16 protein-coding genes are annotated in these 19,613 nt (G+C 58.7%); 9 read left to right on the forward strand and 7 right to left on the reverse strand.

All coding sequences use genetic code 11. From position 1 onward, the window contains the following. Window positions 1-54: 54 nt before the first annotated feature. Together hutU and hutH are read right to left on the reverse strand one after the other, a co-directional pair. Window positions 55-1,740: a urocanate hydratase gene (gene hutU / locus GS12_RS06265; protein ID WP_034944947.1), complete on the reverse strand. Its 1,686-nt coding sequence runs from the start codon at window positions 1,738-1,740 to the stop codon at window positions 55-57. A gap of 27 nt (window positions 1,741-1,767) precedes the next feature. Next, window positions 1,768-3,312 (reverse strand): histidine ammonia-lyase, encoded by a 1,545-nt coding sequence (hutH, locus tag GS12_RS06270; RefSeq protein ID WP_034944950.1) that lies wholly within the window; start codon window positions 3,310-3,312, stop codon window positions 1,768-1,770. A 354-nt stretch (window positions 3,313-3,666) separates the two neighbouring features. On the opposite strand from hutH, the gene hutC reads away from it, so the two are divergent. Beyond that, entirely contained in the window at window positions 3,667-4,422 is a 756-nt protein-coding gene (gene hutC / locus GS12_RS06275) for a histidine utilization repressor (protein ID WP_034944953.1), read from the forward strand. A gap of 7 nt (window positions 4,423-4,429) precedes the next feature. Here the strand turns inward: hutC and GS12_RS06280 are convergent, their stop codons facing one another. The 3 genes from GS12_RS06280 to GS12_RS06290 all read right to left on the reverse strand — a co-directional run bounded on the left by GS12_RS06280 (window position 4,430) and on the right by GS12_RS06290 (window position 10,450). After that, complete coding sequence (locus tag GS12_RS06280; RefSeq protein ID WP_034944955.1) at window positions 4,430-8,389, reverse strand: hypothetical protein; 3,960 nt, start codon at window positions 8,387-8,389, stop codon at window positions 4,430-4,432. 145 nt (window positions 8,390-8,534) lie between these two features. Continuing rightward, on the reverse strand, window positions 8,535-9,098 hold the full coding sequence (locus tag GS12_RS06285) for a HutD/Ves family protein (protein ID WP_034944958.1): 564 nt from the start codon (window positions 9,096-9,098) through the stop codon (window positions 8,535-8,537). After that, on the reverse strand, window positions 9,095-10,450 hold the full coding sequence (locus GS12_RS06290; protein WP_034944962.1) for a formimidoylglutamate deiminase: 1,356 nt from the start codon (window positions 10,448-10,450) through the stop codon (window positions 9,095-9,097). The genes GS12_RS06285 and GS12_RS06290 overlap by 4 nt, the downstream gene beginning before the upstream one ends. A 74-nt stretch (window positions 10,451-10,524) precedes the next feature. On the opposite strand from GS12_RS06290, the gene hutI reads away from it, so the two are divergent. Together hutI and hutG are read left to right on the forward strand one after the other, a co-directional pair. Continuing rightward, window positions 10,525-11,745, forward strand: coding sequence for an imidazolonepropionase (hutI, locus tag GS12_RS06295; RefSeq protein WP_034944964.1), 1,221 nt, complete (start codon window positions 10,525-10,527; stop codon window positions 11,743-11,745). Next, a complete protein-coding gene (hutG, locus tag GS12_RS06300) occupies window positions 11,742-12,521 on the forward strand; it encodes an N-formylglutamate deformylase (RefSeq protein ID WP_034944967.1) in 780 nt (259 codons plus the stop codon). The genes hutI and hutG overlap by 4 nt, the downstream gene beginning before the upstream one ends. A 5-nt stretch (window positions 12,522-12,526) precedes the next feature. Here the strand turns inward: hutG and GS12_RS06305 are convergent, their stop codons facing one another. After that, on the reverse strand, window positions 12,527-13,048 hold the full coding sequence (locus tag GS12_RS06305; RefSeq protein WP_034944969.1) for a 5' nucleotidase, NT5C type: 522 nt from the start codon (window positions 13,046-13,048) through the stop codon (window positions 12,527-12,529). A gap of 328 nt (window positions 13,049-13,376) precedes the next feature. Between GS12_RS06305 and GS12_RS06310 the strand changes: the two genes are divergently transcribed. Genes GS12_RS06310 through GS12_RS06330 form a run of 5 tightly spaced genes read left to right on the forward strand, consistent with a single transcriptional unit; the run spans window position 13,377 to window position 17,979 of the window. Then, the gene (locus tag GS12_RS06310) at window positions 13,377-14,231 is read left to right on the forward strand and encodes a transporter substrate-binding domain-containing protein (protein WP_034944972.1); all 855 of its coding nucleotides are present in this window, start codon (window positions 13,377-13,379) and stop codon (window positions 14,229-14,231) included. A gap of 15 nt (window positions 14,232-14,246) precedes the next feature. Then, the gene (locus tag GS12_RS06315; protein WP_084089583.1) at window positions 14,247-14,963 is read left to right on the forward strand and encodes an ABC transporter permease; all 717 of its coding nucleotides are present in this window, start codon (window positions 14,247-14,249) and stop codon (window positions 14,961-14,963) included. An 11-nt stretch (window positions 14,964-14,974) separates the two neighbouring features. Continuing rightward, window positions 14,975-15,706: an ABC transporter permease gene (locus GS12_RS06320; protein WP_034944975.1), complete on the forward strand. Its 732-nt coding sequence runs from the start codon at window positions 14,975-14,977 to the stop codon at window positions 15,704-15,706. Next, window positions 15,699-16,481, forward strand: a complete 783-nt coding sequence (locus tag GS12_RS06325; RefSeq protein ID WP_034944978.1) for an ABC transporter ATP-binding protein — start codon at window positions 15,699-15,701, stop codon at window positions 16,479-16,481. Before GS12_RS06320 ends, GS12_RS06325 begins: the two co-directional genes overlap by 8 nt. A gap of 7 nt (window positions 16,482-16,488) precedes the next feature. Further along, window positions 16,489-17,979 carry an HAL/PAL/TAL family ammonia-lyase gene (locus GS12_RS06330; protein WP_034944981.1) on the forward strand — a complete coding sequence of 497 codons (1,491 nt, stop codon included), beginning with the start codon at window positions 16,489-16,491 and terminating at the stop codon, window positions 17,977-17,979. A gap of 128 nt (window positions 17,980-18,107) precedes the next feature. On the opposite strand, the gene GS12_RS06335 is transcribed toward GS12_RS06330, so the two are convergent. Beyond that, the gene (locus GS12_RS06335; RefSeq protein WP_034944984.1) at window positions 18,108-18,743 is read right to left on the reverse strand and encodes a flavin reductase family protein; all 636 of its coding nucleotides are present in this window, start codon (window positions 18,741-18,743) and stop codon (window positions 18,108-18,110) included. 124 nt (window positions 18,744-18,867) lie between these two features. On the opposite strand from GS12_RS06335, the gene rlmF reads away from it, so the two are divergent. Beyond that, the coding region (rlmF, locus tag GS12_RS06340; RefSeq protein ID WP_034944986.1) for a 23S rRNA (adenine(1618)-N(6))-methyltransferase RlmF at window positions 18,868-19,613 on the forward strand (746 nt) is incomplete at its 3' end.

Here is a 19,613-nt window from a genome sequence, read left to right on the forward strand (position 1 = left end):
TGCGGCGTGTAAGAACGCGGGAAATGGCCGGGCAGGGCGCCCGGCCAGCAGGCACTATTTCAGCATCGGTAAATTGAGTTCATGCGTCGCAGCGCATGACTGCGCCAGTTCATAGCCCGCATCGGCATGGCGCATCACGCCGGTTGCCGGGTCGTTCCACAACACGCGGCCCAGACGTTTATCGGCTTCTGGGGTGCCGTCACAGACAATCACCACGCCCGCGTGCTGCGAGAAGCCCATCCCAACGCCGCCGCCGTGATGCAGACTGACCCAGGTCGCGCCGCCTGCGGTATTGAGCAGGGCGTTCAGTAGCGGCCAGTCAGACACCGCGTCCGATCCATCCTTCATTGCTTCGGTTTCACGGTTTGGCGAGGCCACCGAACCGCAGTCCAGATGGTCGCGTCCAATCACCACCGGCGCTTTCAGCTCGCCGTTGCGCACCATTTCATTGAATGCCAGCCCGGCGAGGTGACGCTCGCCCAGCCCCAGCCAGCAAATGCGCGCCGGTAACCCCTGAAACGCGATACGCTCCTGCGCCATATCCAGCCAGCGATGCAGATTTTTATGCTCAGGGAACAGCTCTTTCAGTTTGGCGTCGGTTTTGAATATGTCTTCCGGGTCGCCGGAGAGCGCTACCCAGCGGAACGGCCCTTTACCTTCACAGAACAGCGGTCGGATATAGGCCGGCACGAAACCAGGGAAGTCGAACGCATTTTTCACGCCCTCTTCGAGCGCCACCTGGCGAATGTTGTTGCCGTAATCCACGGTCGGAATGCCCATATGGCAGAAGTCGAGCATCGCCTGCACGTGCACCGCCATGGAGGCGCGCGCGGCGGTTGCGACCGCTTTCGGCTGCGTTTTGCGTTCCCCGAACCAGCGCTCCAGGCTCCATCCGGCGGGCAGATAGCCATTGATCGGATCGTGCGCCGAGGTCTGATCGGTAACGATATCCGGTCTCATGCCGCCTGCCTGCGCGCGCTTCACCAGCGCCGGGAGGATCTCCGCCGCATTGCCTAACAGGCCAACGGAAATGGCGCGTTTCTCTTTATTCGCCTGGTCGATTTTTTCCAGTGCTTCATCAATGGTAAACGCCTTGAAATCGAGATAGCGGGTACGCAGACGAAAATCAATGCGCGATTCCTGACACTCAATCGCCAGCACCGACGCGCCTGCCAGCACGCCCGCCAACGGCTGTGCGCCGCCCATGCCGCCAAGGCCCGCAGTGAGTATCCACCTGCCGCTAAGATCGTTATTGTAGTGCTGCCGTCCTGCTTCGACGAAGGTTTCAAAGGTGCCCTGCACGATGCCCTGCGCGCCGATATAGATCCAGGAACCGGCGGTCATCTGGCCGTACATCATCAGTCCGGCTTTATCCAGCTCGTGGAAATGATCCCAGTTGGCCCAGTGCGGCACCAGGTTGGAGTTGGCGATCAGCACGCGCGGCGCATCGGCATGAGTGCGAAACACGCCAACCGGTTTACCCGACTGCACCAACAGCGTCTCTTCCGGCTGGAGCGCCTTCAACGAGCGCAGGATCTGCTCAAAGCATTCCCAGTTTCGTGCGGCTTTACCAATGCCGCCATACACCACCAGATCTTCCGGGCGTTCTGCCACGTCAGGATCGAGATTGTTCTGGATCATGCGGAACGCAGCTTCAATCAGCCAGTTAGCGCAGCTCAGCGTCGTACCGTGCGGCGCGCGGATTTCACGCGCGACGGCGCTTTTTATCGTGTTGCTCATGGTGTGATCCTTTATCGGTCGAAGAAGTTACCCTGCGTTACCAGGAAGAAGGTCGGCAAGCGGCGCAGGCCAGCTTTCGCGCAGCGCCCACAACCGCATCTGCTCAATATCTGGCGCAAGAAGACGGTCTTTATCCAGAAAAGCCACGCGCTGACGCAGTGCGGCGAACTCGCTTTCCATCAGCGCAGAGCTTTGTAACGGACGGAGGAACTCAATGCCCTGCGCGGCGGCCATCGCTTCAATACCCACAACGGCGGCGGTGTTGAAACACATCTCACCCAGCCGACGCGCGCTATAGGTAGCCATGGAAACGTGATCTTCCTGATTCGCAGAGGTCGGCAGGCTGTCGACGCTGCCCGGATGCGCCAGCGATTTGTTTTCGGAGGCCAGCGCCGCTGCGGTCACCTGGGCAATCATAAAGCCAGAGTTGATGCCGCCTTCCTTCACCAGGAACGGCGGCAGGCCGGAAAGCCCGGTATCGAGCAGCAGCGCCAGGCGCCGTTCAGAAATGGCGCCGATCTCCGCCACTGCCAGCGCGATAATGTCTGCGGCAAAGGCGACAGGCTCGGCATGGAAGTTGCCGCCGGAGATGACATCGCCGCTGTCGCTGAACACCAGCGGATTATCCGACGCCGCGTTGGCCTCGATTTGCAGCACGCGCGCGGCATGGTTGAGGTTGTCCAGACACGCGCCCATCACCTGCGGCACGCAGCGGATCGAGTAGGGATCCTGCACGCGGCCGCAATCGGCGTGAGAATCCAGAATCTCGCTTCCTTGCAGCAGGGCGGAAACGGCTGCGGCCACGGCAATCTGTCCTGTCTGGCCTCGCGCCTTATGGATGCGAGCGTCGTAAGGTTTGATGGAGCCTTTGATCGCCTCCAGCGACAGCGCGCCCGCCAGCAGGCCAGCGGCAAACACCTTCTCGCCTTCAAAAAGACCGCGCAGCGCCAGCGCGGTGGAAACCTGCGTGCCGTTCAGCAGCGCCAGCCCCTCTTTCGGCCCGAGTTCAAAGGGCTGTAAACCGGCCAGGCGCAGGCCGTCAACGGCGGCAATCCGCTCGCCATTGACCCGTACCTCGCCTTCGCCCAGCAGCATCAGCGAAAGATGGGCCAGCGGCGCCAGGTCACCCGATGCGCCAACGGAACCTTTCTCAGGGATGCAGGGCATTACGCCCGCGTTGAACAGGGCGAGCAGGCCGTCAATCAGCGCCATCCGCACGCCGGAGTGGCCGCGCGCCAGGCTGATCACCTTGGTGGCCATAATGACGCGCACCACGTTATCGGGCAGCAGATCGCCAATACCCACGCTGTGCGAAAGCACCAGGTTACGCTGTAGTTCAGCCAGTCGCGGCGCGGGAATAGTGGTTTGCGCCAGCTTGCCAAAGCCGGTATTGATGCCGTAGGTAACCGTTCCTGCCTGAACGATGCGGGCAACCGTCGCCTGCGCCTGCTCTACGGCGCTGCGCGCGCCCTCGTCCAGCGTCAGACGGACGTTACCGTGATAGATGCGTTTCAGTGTGGCTAACGTCACCTCTCCCGGCGTCAGCGTGCAGCACTGTGAATCTGTCGGCATAGTATACTCCTGTATAGACAAGTTAGATTGCTGTCATCCCTGCAAGTTAATCCAGGCAGCTTATGATGATCGTTGCTCATGAATAAAATAAAGTGAAGCAGATGTGTATAATCTTGTCTATACAATTAGCAATGCTTGTGCCAGGTCGATCACAAAACTTCTTTTCCGTCAGACGTGGCGGTAGCGCCTTTTGCCGTGGCGCAGACGCATAAAAATTCCCGGTATGCGGCACTACAGCATGCAAAAATGCACCGTCGTGGCGCAGACTGCGCGGCAGGGGTGCAACAGAACACGTCTATACATCCACCGGTCCGCTCAGTAAACTGAACACATTATTCTGATGAGGACGTTTTTATGGTCGAGCAGAGTGCAATCTCGCAACTTTCTGCCGCAATGAGCGATCTGCCCGCGCCGATTTATCAGCGTGTGAAGCAGGCGATTATCAGCCAGATTACCGATGGAACCTGGAAACCTAACCAGCGCGTGCCCTCAGAAAGCGAACTGGTCAACGAACTGGGCGTCAGCCGGATGACCATCAACCGCGCCCTGCGTGAACTGACCAGCGAAGGCTATCTGCTGCGTATGCAGGGCGTCGGCACCTTTGTCGCCGAGTCCAAAGGCTATACCGCGATGCTGGAGGTACACAATATTGCCGAAGAGATCGCGCAGCGCGGCCATACGCACAGTTGTAAAGTCATCACCCTGCGCGAAATCAAAGCCGACCCGGAGCAGGCAGGCGTGCTGGGCCTGACCACCGGTCATTCTGTTTTTCATTCGCTGATGGTGCATTACGAAAACGATCTGCCGGTACAGCTGGAAGATCGTCTGGTTAACCCGCTGGTGGCGCCCGACTATCTGCAACAGGATTATCAGACGCAGACGCCTTACACCTATCTGATGCGGGTCGCGCCGCTTACCGCAGGCGAGCACATCGTTGAAGCGGTGCTGCCCGACAGGCACCAGTGCGCGCATCTCTCCATTGAAGCCAACGAGCCGTGCCTGCTTATTCGCCGCCAGACCTGGAGCGAAGCAAAGATTGTGACCTGGGCGCGGCTGCTCTATCCCGGATCGCGTTACAAGCTGCTCGGTAAATTCAAGGGACATGGTTAGTCCGTTGTCAGGGCGGCGGGAACTGCATGGCGGTTCTCAGGCCGTCATTATTGCGGTTGCGCTGTATGCGCAGGGCAGAGCGCAGGCCCAGACGAGAGGAGTCTTTAGCGCGTTCGCTAACGATGAGCATCAAAGGGCGCCAGCTTTCGCGGGTCTGCAAAAGTTTATCAACGGCGCCGTCCATTTCCTTCGCCTTCGCTTCATCTCCCCGCTGGCGGGACAGATGCGCCAGTGAGCGGTAGCCGTCAATTTCCGCGCCGGTTTCGCCTTTCAATGAATAGTTAACGTTGAAGAGAGCGTAACGGGTCTGTTGCGACAGCTGCGTTAGCTGCTGCTCGAAGTCATCCAGCAAACCTGCGGCCTGTTCGCGAAGCTCAGGCGTATCGCGCTTTTCCGCATCCAGTTCGAGGGTTTCAATACAGCGCATCAGCCAGGCGTCACGATTCACCGATATCTCTTTTTGCATATCGGCTACGGTGCTGTAGTGGCGATCGAGATCGGCGTCCTGTTTGTCTTCAATGGTGTAAAGCGACAACTCGTTACGCTCCTGATGCCAGCTGAGATCGCGTCCCACGCCTGCCTGAAAGGGCGCAGAGAAGCGTCCTGTCGTTGCGTTACCCAGCGTTTCCGGCTGGTTTGATAGCGGTGAGGCGCTTACCGTGCCGTCCAGTCGGGTGGTTTGCGTTGTCGTATCCGCCTGATAACCATTGATCCGCACGGTTCCCTGCGCTTCCTGGCGCGTATCGCTATTGCGCTCGTGCTGTGCGCTCAGGGACATTTCGTTATTTATCCACGCGCCGGTCGTTGCCGATGTCGCCAGGCTGGCGAAAGGAAGCCGACCAAATACCGCCCCACGGAAGGCGGTCGTCTGGCTGCTGCTGCTGACGTGGCTCAGTGATACATCGTCACTGCGCGCCAGAATCGCCTCCAGCGGCCCGCTGAATGCCGGGCCCTGGTTTGACGGCAGGCTGTCCCAGCGCACCATGCTTTCCAGCGCGGTATACATTTTTTGCCGCATCTCATCATCATGAAAACGACGTCGAAAAAAACGGATCAGCGTGGCATCCGAATCCGCTTCCTGCTTGCGCAATGTGCCTTTTACGCCGCCCAAAAGCGAAACATGGGGAGCGACGCTGCCGCCAGCGGTCAATCCAACGCTGGCTTCGCCCGCTTTGGCTGTGGTTTTACCAAACGACATCTCCATCCCCAGAATGGGCATAAACAACTGCACGTAAGCTTCATCGCTGCGGGAAAGTTCGAAAGAGAAGGTGGGTACAACAGGGAACAGCGCGTTAAGCGGCAGCGTCGGCAGACCGCCTCCCAGCGTGCCGCCTTCGCCAAGCTTCACGCGATCGCGCAGCCGACTGCCTTCAATCAGCGGTTTGAAAAAGGTCAGAACGTCTTCTTTGTTAGTGAAGTGCCGCGTTTTTAGCAGGCGAAGCGCATCCTGTTCTTCCGCCGACGGGGCGGCAGGCGTTTCACGCTTCTCTGCGGGCAGCGCGTTGTTCAGGTGCTCGCCGAGCTGATTGAGCGCCTCATAGACGCTGAGATGCTGCGTAAACAGTGAAGAGAGGGCATCAGGCAGATCGGCACGGGAAAACCGCGCGGTCAGCCTGTTCCCGTTATTCGTCTGCATGCTCCGCAGATCGGCCATGTGCCTGCCGGTGAGAGGCTGCTGCGACAGATGCTGCCCTTTATCACGCCATTTCAGCAGGAGTTGGGTGAAATGTTCCGCGTGTTCGGCCAGTGCCTGCGCGCTGGCGTCATCACCCGCTTCAGCACGACAGCGTTCTGTCAGATTTTTTATGCGTGCAAGCTGACCGTCAATCAGCGTTTCGCCTTTGCTACGCAGCGAGGACATATTCATACCGTCAGTGATATCCATCGCGCGCTCGCGCGTTTTGGCGTTGAAAGGATTTTTTCTGACGTTAGGAATCGGACGTAACTCAGCCGTTTGCCCTGCGGGAGGACGCGCCATCGCGCGAAATACCCATTCGTTGGTGGCTTTAAGAAGACGTTTGTTATCCTGATCGTACGCCGAGCCGGGCGCGTTGCTGAAATAGCCGTTCCTTACCGCGTTATAAGCCGCGTGAGCCACATCGTCAAAGGCGGCGCCATCCTTTGCAAGCTTGCTCTGCGCCACCTTTTGCGCGCCCTGCAACCAGGCTTTCACGGCAGGATCTTTCTCTGCCTGTTGTACAGCATCCGCATTCCAGAAAGTGCGTAAGGCTTTTGACACCTCGCCATCGGGCGGTTGATCGCCACTGGCGGAGAGAAGCTGGAGAAGATCCGCGCCGCGCGGAAGTTCGCTCAGGCGGTGACAAAAATGGATCAGATCGCGAGTTGTTTCATCATGAGGAGCAGCCAGCGTCGTCCAGTGCTGCGCGGTGTGGGTTGAAAGCTGTTGCAAAACCTTTCCCGCTCGATCGGGTTTGTCAGCGCACACGGCGCCGAGGGTGCTTTTCACAATATTCGCAATCAGCCAGGAAGGTTGTTTGGTCAGGCTGGCGTCCTCATTCAGGCGGCGGGTTAACTTATCGAGTTGCCCGGAGAGTTCCGCGTCCTGCAACGGTTTAACAACGTCGTTGAAGGAAGCCTGAATTTCCTGCCTGATGCCGCTTAGCGCCGTTTTATCAGGCTGTGATGCGGGGGATGCCGCTGGCGGCGCAGGCGTTTTTCCCGCCAGCACGCCTTCGGTTTTGCTGGCGTTAATCCACACCCGGCTGGCACTGGTGCGCTGCTGCATCAGCTCTCCCTGCTCTTTATTGAGTAATTCCAGCGCTTTTTTTATTGAGGACCCGGCCGAGGTGCTGTCGATTTCAAGACTTTCCAACTGATGCATATTATCCAACAGCAGGCTTTCAGCCGCCTGTTTCAACAGTAGATGGCGACAAACAAGCTCATCCTCCGGCGGCGGATTCTGCTCGTTCAGTTTTTCAAGCGAGACCAGCGCATTATGCAACTGGCGATAAGCTGCCTCCATACTGTTGGCGAGGATCATTAACTGCTTTATTTTCGCTGTATTTGCCGCCAGTTTCAGGTCGGTCGCTGTCAGTGACGTGTGGCTCTGTGTTCGGATATCGGCGGCTGCGTCAGCCAGCTCCCGCAGCCGCTTTGCGGCAAAATCGCTTTGCAGATCGGCGTTATCGGCAAAATCGCTCAGGCGACTGAGCGCCAGCACGGTGGGATCTTCCAGGCTTTTCAACAGTACGTCCTGATGATGCTGAACCTGCGCCTCCGCCAGTCTTATCTGCTCCTGCAACTGCGCGGCGTGAGCGTTACCCGATTGCGGGCGGGCGGCGGCGCGCGCCTGATACTGCCTCTCCAGCACTTCTGTGGCCGTTTCCAGCTTAAGGCGCTGTTCCGCCAGCGTCTCCTGAAGATGCTGCACCGTACGGGCAATCTCTTCACGCGGTACGGGCGCATCGATTTTTTCTTCGCCTGAACTTTTCCCTCCGTGGATAGCGGCCACGTCACGCAGCGCCTGCGGCTTCATGAAGGGGAAAAGCCGCACCAGACGCTGACGATGTTTATCCGGCGCAGGGCGTTGCCAGAGCGACGTTTTATTTTCTTCCAGCGTCTGCACGCTGGATCGGGCAACGCGCAGAAGCTGCTTGCTGCGCTGGAGCAGGGGATGATCGGCGTCCTCCTCCTCAATGATGTTCTGCTCGGGTGCGGCATCGCGTAGCGCGCGATCCACCGTACGTTCGGTGCCGGTAAGGCCAGCGGACACGGTGAACGGACGTGCGGACAGCCCGCCTTTTAGCGCGTTGCGTTTGCCTTGCTTCTGCTGAGGGGGTTTGTGTGAGGACGACGTCGGGTATTCATTCCGCGCGCGCAGCTTTTGCTCCGCCTCTGTCGACAGCGTTTTTACGTTTCCCGGCGGTAATGGCGTTGTTTCCGTGGGGGCGGACTGCTCCGTTTCGGCCTGATGACGCACTGAGTTAAGAAACGTAGGCAATCTCATGGCTGACTCATCCTGCAACAAGGAAAGATAGTGCGATTATCAGCAGAAGGGGGATCGGGAAGGAAATGCTAATTTTAGAAGAGGTTATGCATTCTTAATGCATGAGGAGAGAGGCGTAATGCGCTCTCCTCGCTGCGGAAAGGCACTATTTTTCTGCCTGACGCCGGGCAAGCGTGACGGCAAGAAGTGAAGCTGATACTGATTCGCGGCGCAGTAAAGCGCCATCTCCGGCATCCCACCAGGCGCCCCGATCTGGCGTGAGCCGCCGTTCGCCCAGGCTCCATTCTCCCGACAGAACGTAAACCACACCTGCGCTTTCAGGTACGGGTGCAAAGGTATCATTGTGGACGGCAACGCTCGCGCAGTGCGTAGCGCGACGCGTCATCACGTTGAAATCGCTGCTGATGCTGCCCGTCAGACGACAGAAAATCGCTTCCTCGCCCGCAAAAGCAAACGGTCGATGTCTGACTAATCGCTGTTTTTCTTCGTCATTCGTGTAGAGCGAAACGCCATCCCCCTCCAGCAGAGTAATGACGCGGTCGATTCCCGGAAAAAGCGAGAAAGGGCCGTCGGCGGCGAGGGTGGCGATGCTGATGCGCCAGCTAAAATCGGCGATGCCCGGTGGAAAACTCACCACCTCGCGCGTTTCGCCGCCGCCGTTGCGCCAGCGGCTGATCGGCAGCGTATCGCGGCTGAAAAAATGCATCATTTCAGCGCCTCCAGCGCGGAACGGAAGGCCGCAGCAATTTGTGCTTCTTCTGCATGTTTTCCGCCACGGATAACCGGCCGGCCCGCCACCCAGACATCCTGAATCTGCCCGCGATGCCCGGCAAACAGCCAGCGGTTGAGCAGCGCGCTGTCTTCCGTGCTGCCCAGCAGCGCATCGTCCGCCAGCACCAGCCAGTCAGCACGCCAGCCGGTTTTGAGGCAGCTCGTCTGTACGCCGCAGGCCTGCGCGCCGCCTGCCAGCGCCTGTTGATAAAGCACATCGCCCACGGCGTTTTGTCGGGCGGTGACGATACGGTTGCGGCGACGGTCGCGCAGGCGCTGTCCATATTCCAGCAGCCGCAGCTCCTCCACCACATCCAGCGAAACGTGGCTGTCTGAGCCGATGCCCCAGCGGCCGCCCTGTGCGATATAAGCCGAAGCAGGGAAAATGCCGTCGCCCAGGTTGGCCTCGGTGGTGGGGCAAAGTCCCGCCACCGCCTGGCTTGCCGCCAGTTGTGAGATTTCATGCTCGTCCAGATGCGTGGCGTGGATCAGGCACCAGCGGGCATTAACGTCAAAGCGCTTAAACAGCCAGTTCACCGGGCGTTCGCCGCTCCAGTCCAGGCAGTCACTGACCTCTTTTTCCTGCTCGGCAATGTGGAGGTGGACAGGCAGGGCGCTGTCGCTGGCGGCGAGCACGTCATGCATTTGTGCTTCGCTGACCGCGCGCAGCGAGTGGAAGCAAAGCCCCTGATTGTGCAGCGGTTTATCGGCAATTAACGCGTTGAGCCGCTGCTGCTGTTGCAGATACTGCTCGCTGCTTTGAATAAAGCGTTTTTGTCCCGGCTGCGGCGGCTGCGCGCCGAAACCGGCGTAGCTGTAGAGCACCGGCAGCAGCGTCTGGCCGATCCCGGCCCGTTCGGCAGCGGCGATCAGCTGGCGCAGCATATCGTCATCCTGATAGGGCTGCCCGTCAGGATCGTGGTGCAGATAGTGAAATTCCGCCACCTGGCTGTAGCCGCCTTTCAGCATATCGACATAAAGCTGCGCGGCGATGGCGCCTACCTGCTGGGGAGAGAGACGCTGCACCATGCGATACATTAACTCGCGCCATGTCCAGAAGCTGTCCTGCGGATCGCCTGCCACCTCTGCCAGCCCGGCCATCGCCCGCTGGAAGGCGTGTGAGTGTAAATTAACCATTGCGGGCACCACCGCGCCCGTCAGCCGCTCTGCGCCGTCGGCAGAGGCATCTGGCGTCAGCGCCTCAATCGCGCCCGCGTCATTAACCTCAATAAGAACATCGTGCTGCCAGCCGTCTTCGAGCATGGCGCGTGGTGCAAAATAGCGAGCCATAGGTTGCGTCCCGGACAATGTAATTGTATATACATATACATACTTATGAATCAACAGTAAAGCCGGGAGAGAAGATGAGCGAACAACATCGCTGCGACAGCCTGTGGCACGGTGCGGACGTGATCACGATGCAAAACGGCCGGTACAACATCATCGAAGACGGCGCGATTGCGGTGCGTGACGGCAATATCATCTGGGTTGGCCCGCTGCGTGATGCGCGGGAGATGAATGCCGCACGGCGTATTGATTTCGGCGGCGGCATCGTCACCCCTGGCCTGGTGGATTGCCACACGCATCTGGTGTTCGGCGGCGATCGCAGTCATGAATTTGAGCAGCGGCTCAACGGCGTCAGCTACAGCGACATCGCCGCACAGGGCGGCGGCATTCTCTCGACGGTACGCGCCACGCGGGCCGCTTCGGAAGCGGAACTGGTGAGCAGCGCCGCGTGGCGGCTGCAACGGTTGCTGGCGGAGGGCGTGACGACGCTTGAAATCAAGTCCGGCTACGGCCTGACGCACGACAGCGAGCTGCGCATGCTGCGCGCCATCCGACAACTGGCGCAGCAGACCCCGGCGCAGATCCAGTCCACCTGTCTGGCGGCCCACGCCACGCCGCCCGAGTTTGGCGATAATCCGGACGGCTGGATCGATCTTATCTGCAACGTGCTGCTGCCGCAGGTGGCCGACGAGGGGCTGGCCGATGCGGTGGACGCTTTTTGCGAGCACCTGGCGTTTTCGCCTGAGCAGGTTGCGCGGGTGTTTGATGCGGCGCAGCGGCTTGGCCTGCCGGTGAAGCTGCATGCGGAACAGCTCTCTTCGCTGGGTGGCAGCGCGCTGGCCGCGCGTTACGGCGCGCTGTCCGCCGACCATCTGGAGTACGCTACCGAACATGACGTGGCGGCGATGGCCGCAAGCGGCACCGTGGCGGTGCTGCTGCCCGGCGCGTTTTACCTGCTGCGAGAAAAGCAGGTGCCGCCGGTGGCGCTGTTTCGCCAGTATGGCGTGCCGATGGCGCTGGCCAGCGACGCCAATCCGGGCACCTCGCCCGCGCTCTCTCTGCGTCTGATGCTGAATATGGGCTGCACGCTGTTCGGCATGACGCCGGAAGAGGCGCTGGCTGGCGTGACGCTGCACGGCGCACGGGCGCTGGGGCTGGCCGATACGCACGGTTCACTGGAAGCGGGCAAGGTGGCCGATTTTGTTCACTGGCCGCTGACGCGTCCGGCAGAACTGGTTTACTGGCTGGGCGGCGAACTGCCGTGTCAGGTTATTTTCAGAGGAGAGGCGATTCGATGAAACCCTATAGCTTTACCGCTGGCACGCTGCCGCTGCTGGTCAGTATTCCTCACGCCGGAACCGCGCTGACGCCCGAGGTGGAACAGGGGCTGAGCGATGCGGCGAAAGCGCTGCCGGACACCGACTGGCATATTCCACAGCTCTATGATTTTGTTGGCGAAATGGGCGCAAATATACTGGTGGGCAACTATTCGCGTTTTGTTATCGATCTTAATCGTCCGCCCGATAACGCCGCGCTCTATACCACTGCCACCACCGGTCTGTACCCTGAAACGCTGTTCGACGGCACGCCTGTGTTTACACCCGGTATGACGCCCGACGCTGCGGCGCGCCAGCGCTACCTTGAAACAATCTGGACGCCTTATCATCAAAAGATCGCGCAGGAACTGGCGCGAATGAAGCAGCAGTTTGGCTACGCGCTGCTGTTTGACGCCCACTCTATTGCGTCGGTTATTCCGCGCCTGTTCGACGGCAAACTGCCCGATCTCAACCTGGGCACCAACGACGGCGCAAGCTGCGACGAGCTGATAACGCAGGGGCTGATGCAGGTTTGCCAGGCACAGAAGGCGTTTAACTGGGTGCTGAACGGCCGCTTCAAGGGCGGCTACATCACGCGCGCGTACGGCAGACCGCAGGAGAGCCAGTATGCTGTGCAGCTGGAGCTGGCGCAGTGCAACTATATGGATGAGGCGCCGCCTTATGGCTGGCGCGGTGACAGAGCGGCTTCGCTCCAGCCGCTGCTGAAAGACATCATTGCCGCGCTGCTCAGACGATAAGCCTGCTACAGCAGCAGCGTTTCTATCTCCTGCCAGTTTTTGACCCGCCGGTAGCCGGTAACGTGCAGGTTATGCGGCGCGGTATAAAGCAGGCCCTCGCCGCAAAAATCGACAAAATTGTGGGCATTATCGTCAATCATGTAGTCAGCATTGATGATGCTTTTGTTACCGCAAAACACAATATTGCTGGGTTTGATCAGCGGGAAATGTGCGTTCAGCCAGCGAAATTTCGCGTTAAAAGAGGTGGGCACCTCCATCGCGGCGGTGGTGATAAACACCTCATACTGTTTACTCAATTCACCAATGACGCGCTGGCTGTCCGCGATCACCGCCAGATCCGCAAAAAATTCCGGATGACCGGCAAGGCGCATAATTTCTGCCAACATGTCGGGTTTTTCATGGCGAAGTCTGAACAGATTGAGCTCATCATGCGTGAGCGTTAGTGAGAAGTGCGCGTTAACGGCGCTCAGCATTTTAGGATGGAAATCGGCTATCACTTCATCCATATCGATAGCAATGCGTTTCATTGTTACTCCTTTATCCAATTGTGGTGCACGTTGAGAGTGCGCTGCGCACTTTACTGGTGCATCCCGCCAGCGCGGTGCTGACGCACGCAGCGATTATCCGTTACTGCGCATCCTGGCACAACTCTTGCTGTGGTTGTATGTACAAGACATAACAACCGTGGCTACATTCCATTAACATAGACTGAGTCACACTTTTCTCTTTCGCTACAAGAATTGTCAGATGATTGGTTGTATATACATGACATAACACCTGAGGTTTTTACGCCATAATGCGTCACGATGGCATAACTTTTCGGCCAGCCGGCCAGTCCATTACCAGGAGCGCCCGATGAAACGTCCTCTATTCCGTTGCGTACTGATTAACGTCTTTGTTGCCTCTGCATTACTGGCTTCGCTACCGCTTCAGGCCAAAGAGTGGAAAACCATCACCATTGCCACCGAAGGCAGCTATGAGCCATGGAATCTGACGCTGCCGGGCGGCAAGTTGAGTGGTTTTGAGCCTGAATTGATGACCAATCTGTGCCAGCGAATGAAAATTGAATGCAAGCTGGTGGTTCAGAACTGGGACGGCATGATTGCCGGTATGCAGGCGGGTAAATATGACGTGATCATGGATGCGATTGTTATTACGCCGGATCGCCGCAAAGTCATCGATTTTACCGTTCCTTATGCCTCAACGCCCGCCAGCTTCATTACGCTGAAAGGCGATCTGCTGCCGAAAGCAGGCGGCCCGGAAAAAATCATTAAGCTGAATGACGATCCGAAAGAGATTGAGCCTGCCGTTGCCGGCCTGAAAGCGGCGCTGAAGGGCAAAACCATCGGCATCGCCTCCGGCACCGTTTATACGCCGTTTATCGATAACTATTTTAAAGGCGTGGCGACCGTACGCGAATATAACGCCTCGGCGGATGCCATGCTCGATCTTCAGGCCGAGCGAATTGATGCGGTGTTCGACGACGTAACTTTTGCTAACTCCATTCTCAGCAAGCCGGAAAATAAAGATTTGCAGCTGGCGGGCCCACAGCTTGGCGGCCCGATCTGGGGCGAGGGCGAGGCGCTGGGCATTCGCAAAACCGACGGCGAGCTGAAGGCAAAACTCGATGAGGCGATCAAAGCGGCACTGGCTGACGGCACGGTCAAAAAACTCAGTGAGAAGTGGTTTAAAACCAACGTAACGCCCTGAGTGGAGGAGGTGATCATGACCATTCCGGGATTTGGTGAAAACGGTTGGGGAAGTCTCATTCTGAGCGCGACGCTGACCACGCTGCTGCTCTCGCTGGCGGCGATGGCGGTCGGTGCGCTGGTGGGCAGCGTGGTCGCGGCGGGCAAGCTGTCGCCACGGCGTCCGATCCGCTGGCTGGGCGACGGCTACTCGGTGATTTTTCGTGGTATCCCTGAGCTGTTGATTATCTATCTGTTCTATTTCGGCGGTTCGGGGTTGATTTCTGAAGTAGGGCAGCTGTTCGGCGCCGATGGCTTTATCGAAGTGCCGCCGTTTCTGATTGGTGCGCTGGCGATTGGGTTGATTTCCGGTTCGTATCAGGCAGAAGTCTTTCGCGCCGGTCGGCTGGCGCTGAGCCAGGGGGAAATCGAAGCGGCGCAGGCCATCGGCATGCCGAAATGGCGCATTCTGCAACGCATTATGCTGCCTCAGGTGCTGCGCTATTCGCTGCCGGGCATGTCCAACGTCTGGCAGATGAGCCTGAAGGATTCGGCGCTGATCTCCGTGACCGGTATTGTCGAACTGATGCGCGCCAGCCAGGTGGCGGCGGGTTCAACGCGGCAGTACTTCACCTTTTATCTGATTGGCGGCGCCTGTTATCTGCTACTGACCGCGCTCTCCAATGCCGCCTTTAAGCGGGCGGAGACGCGTCTGGGTCAGGCCCATCAAAGCCGCACCGCGGTGCAACACTAACGGAGCGCACGATGATCGATTTTGCTTTCCTCAGCGATACGCTTCTGAAGCTCTCCGCTGCGCTGCCGGTGACGCTGGGACTGTTTTTCGCCTCGTTTGTGCTCGGCGGCCTTCTTGCGCTGGCGATCCTCGCGATGCGGATGAGCCGTAACCCGCTGCTGAGCGGCTTCGCCCGTGCTTACATTCTGGTTTTCCGCGGCTCGCCGCTGCTTATTCAGCTTTTTCTAATCTATTACGGCCTCGGTCAGTTCGAGGTGATCCGCCACAGTTTTGTCTGGCCAGTGCTGCGTGAACCGTTCTTCTGCGCGGTGGCGGCGCTGGCGCTCTGTACCGCCTCTTATACTGCTGAAATTTTTCGCGGCGGCCTGCTGGCGATACCGAACGGGCAAATTGAAGCCGGGCTGGCCTGCGGCATGTCGCGCTGGCTGCTGCTGCGTCGGATTATTGCGCCGGTAATGCTGCGTTACGCGCAGCCCGCTTACTCAACCGAGGCCATTCTGCTGGTGAAGTCCACCGCGCTGGCCAGCCTGGTCACCGTCTGGGACGTGACCGGTGTGGCGCAGCAGATTATTCAGCGCACCTATCGCACCATGGAAGTGTTCATCTGTGCAGCGCTTATCTACCTGATCCTGAATTTTATTATTGTGCAGATTTACGCGTGGATTGAGCGCGGTCTGTCACCGCGCCCGCGGCCACCCGCTGCGGATCGACCGTCTGCCCTCGCCGGAGAGAAACATGACTAATCTCGCTCCCATTTCGCTCTCAATGCGCGACATTCATAAATCTTTTGGTTCGCTGGAGGTGCTGAAAGGCATTTCGCTGGATGCGCACAAAGGCGATGTGATCTCGATTCTTGGCGCCAGCGGTTCCGGGAAAAGCACCTTTCTGCGCTGCATCAATCTGCTGGAGACGCCCGATTCCGGCGTGGTCAGCGTGGCGGGCGAAACCATCGAAATGAAGCATCATGCGCGCGGGCATCGTCTGGCCGCCAACCATAAGCAGGTGGAGATGCTGCGTTCACGGCTGGGCATGGTATTTCAGAGCTTTAATTTGTGGTCGCACATGACGGTGCTGCAAAACGTTATTGAGGGGCCGCGCTACGTGCTGAAGCGCGATCGTCAGGCGTGCATCGAACAGGCGGAGGCGATCCTGAACCGTGTTGGCCTGTTAAATCGGAAAGACTTTTATCCGTCGCAGCTCTCGGGCGGACAGCAGCAGCGCGTGGCTATCGCGCGGGCGCTGGCGATGGAGCCGGAGGTGATGCTGTTTGATGAGCCGACCTCTGCCCTTGACCCGGAGCTGGTGGGCGACGTGTTAAAAGTGATGCGCAGCCTGGCGGAAGAGGGGCGCACAATGCTGGTGGTCACGCATGAGATGGGTTTTGCACGCACGGTATCGAACCGCGTGGTGTTTATGCATCAGGGAATGATTGATTGTCAGGGCGCGCCAGAGGCGATGTTCGGCGAGGAGAGTTCGCCGCGTTTTCAGCAGTTTATCTCCAGCCACCGGGCAGGTTGAGGTCGCAATGGAAAAAATCGTTTGGGGAGAGTCGCCTCTTCGCTGGCAGGAAGTAGTGAGCGTGGCAAAAGATCGCGCGGTGCTTGCGTTAAGCAGCGGGGCCTGGCAGCGGATCGGCAACGCGCGCGAGATCGTCACCCGTATCGTCGCCGACGGGCAGATCGCCTATGGCATTAATACCGGCCTGGGCGCGCTCTGCAACATTACGCTGGATGAGGCGCAGCTCGGCCAGCTTTCCCGCAACACGCTGTTGAGCCACGCCTGTGGCGTCGGGCCACTGCTGAGCGAGACGCAGGTGCGGGCGGTTATCTGTGCGGCGGTTGCCAACTATAGTCACGGCCATTCCGGCGTGTCGCCGACGGTGGTACAGGGGCTGCTGTCGCTGCTGAACAGCGGCATTACGCCGCAGGTGCCTTCGCAGGGGTCGGTCGGTTATCTTACCCATATGGCGCATATTGGCCTGGCGCTGATTGGGATCGGTGACGTTCACTATCGCGGCAAAGTAATGCCTGCGGCTGAAGCGCTGGCGGCGGAAGATCTTGCGCCTTGTCCGCTGGGCGCAAAGGATGGTCTGAGCCTGGTGAACGGAACGCCCTGTATGACCGGACTGGCCTGCCTGGCGCTGGACGAGGCTGCCAGGCTGCTGGCGTGGGCCGACGTTACCGGCGCCATGAGTTTTGAAGCGCTGCGCGGGCAGACCGATGCGTTTGATGCGGAGATCCTTGCGCTGAAGGGCAGCGCCAACGTGCAGGCGGTGGGCGAACGGCTCAGGGCGTTGCTGGATGGCAGCGAGATTCTGGCGGGCAGCCGGGGCATTCGTACCCAGGACGCCCTGAGTCTGCGTTCGATACCACAAATTCACGGCGCCTGCCGCGACCAGTTTGATCATGCCGCACGGCAGATTGAAACGGAACTGAACGCGGCAACGGATAATCCGCTGATCCTGGGAACGTCAGAACGCTGGCGGGTGGTGTCTCAGGCCAATCCGCATGGCGAATCGGTTGCGATGGCGGCTGATTTGCTGGCGCTGGCGCTGGCGGAGATCGGCAGCGTGGCAGAGCGCCGTCTTGACCGACTGATCAATCCGCTGGTCAGCGCGCTGCCGCCGTTTCTGGTGTCGCAGCCTGGCGTCAATTCAGGCATGATGATTGCGCAGTATGTCGCCGCCTCACTGTGTGGTGAAAACCGACGTCTTGCTCAGCCTGCGGTGGTAGATAACTTTGTGACCTCTGGCTTGCAGGAAGATCATTTGAGTATGGGAACCAGCGCCGCATTAAAGCTGTTAACGCTTGCCGAAAACGTCAGTCAGATCCTCGCTATTGAATATCTGCTGGCCGCGCAGGCGCTGGATTTTCACGAGGCCGCGAAGGGCGAGGGAACGTCACAGGCCTGGGCGCTGCTGCGGGAAAGTATAGCCAACTGGACGGAAGACCGCTGGCTCGCTCCGGAGATAGCGAAAGCGGCGGCGCTGATAAAGGCGGGACAGGTTTTGCTTTAGTCTCAAAAGCAGCACAATGGCTTGTGGGCGGTATGAAGGCTTCAGCAGAATGCGGCAGTGAAGCCTGTGGGGAAGGCGTCCCGGCGTCTGAACCTTAATGACGCCCTTCGCCGGCGCGCGTTTCGCGTTTAAATCTTGCTGCGCGCATCGGGCCGTACAAGGTCAAAGCGCCGATCGTCGCCGATCGTATAGTAGGCGCTGGGCCCGCCGGCACGCAGAACCGGGTTCGCCTTCGCGGTCTGGTAAATCCCGTCCTCAAGAAGCTCGCTGTCAATGTGAATAACCACCGCCTCGCCCAGCACCAGCCACTGATCGAGCTTTTCCCCGTTGGCATCCTGAAGCTGGATAATCTGCGTGAGCTTACATTCAAAATTAACCGGGCTTTCCGCCACCATACTCACCGATACCTGCGTTGCGGGCAAAGCCGTCAGCCCGGCGAGAGCGAATTCGTCTTCACCCTGTGCAACAGAAGCCGAACTTTCATTCATTGCCACCGCCAAATCGCGTGTGGTCAGATTCCAGACAAACTCGCCGGTTTCAGCGATGTTCGCCACGCTGTCCTTCCAGCCCTGGCTGGAAAAGCCAATAATTGGCGGCTGATAGTTAAAACAGTTAAAAAAACTGTAGGGCGCAAGATTGCGTTCGCCGCGTGCGCTCTGTGAACTGATCCAGCCAATCGGGCGCGGCGCAATAATAGCGTTCAGCGGATCGTGAGGAAGATTGTGCCCGTGACGAGGCTGATAAGAATGGCGGGAACGCGACATCGGAATTCCTTGAGTAGCAAATAATAACTTCATCATAGCGCTTCATTGGCAGGAAAAAAGGCGCAATTGTTTACGATCCTGGCCGCAGCAGGTATCTTACGCGCCTTCAGATAAGAGAATTGCCATGAAAAAAATTGCCGAAAGAACGCCATTCCATCCCCGTAACCGCCATCGCGGACGCTATGATTTTCCCGCACTGATTGCCAGTCATCCGCCGCTGGCGTCCTTCGTGGCGGTCAATCAGTATGGCGATGAAACGGTTGATTTTGCTAATCCGGCAGCGGTTAAAACGCTTAATCAGGCCCTGCTGCACCATTTTTATCAGATTGCTCACTGGTCAATCCCGGAAGGTTTTCTCTGCCCGCCCATCCCTGGTCGGGCAGACTATATCCACCACCTGGCTGATTTGCTGGCTGAGGATCATCATGCCGTTATACCGCGCGATCTCACCGTGCTGGACATTGGCTGCGGCGCTAACTGTATCTACCCTCTGATCGGCTTTCGTGAATACGGCTGGCGTTTCACCGGCAGCGAAGTCAATGAAGAGGCGATGCGCGCGGCAAATGCCATCGTTGCTGCCAATCCGGGGATCAATCGCGGCGTGCGACTGCGTCGGCAGAAAGATCCTCAGGCAATTTTCAGCGGCATCATTCATAAAAACGAACAGTATCATGCGGCAATCTGCAACCCGCCGTTCCATGCTTCAGCCAGCGAGGCCCGCCAGGGCAGCCAGCGGAAAGTGCGCAACCTGGGGCTGGAAAAAAATTCACCGCTGAATTTTGGCGGGCAGCAGAACGAACTGTGGTGCGAAGGCGGCGAGAAAGCCTTTATCAGCCGAATGATTGACGAAAGCGTTACCTTTGCCCGCCA

The organism is Erwinia oleae, assembly GCF_000770305.1.
GTDB classification, from domain to species: Bacteria; Pseudomonadota; Gammaproteobacteria; order Enterobacterales; family Enterobacteriaceae; genus Erwinia; species Erwinia oleae.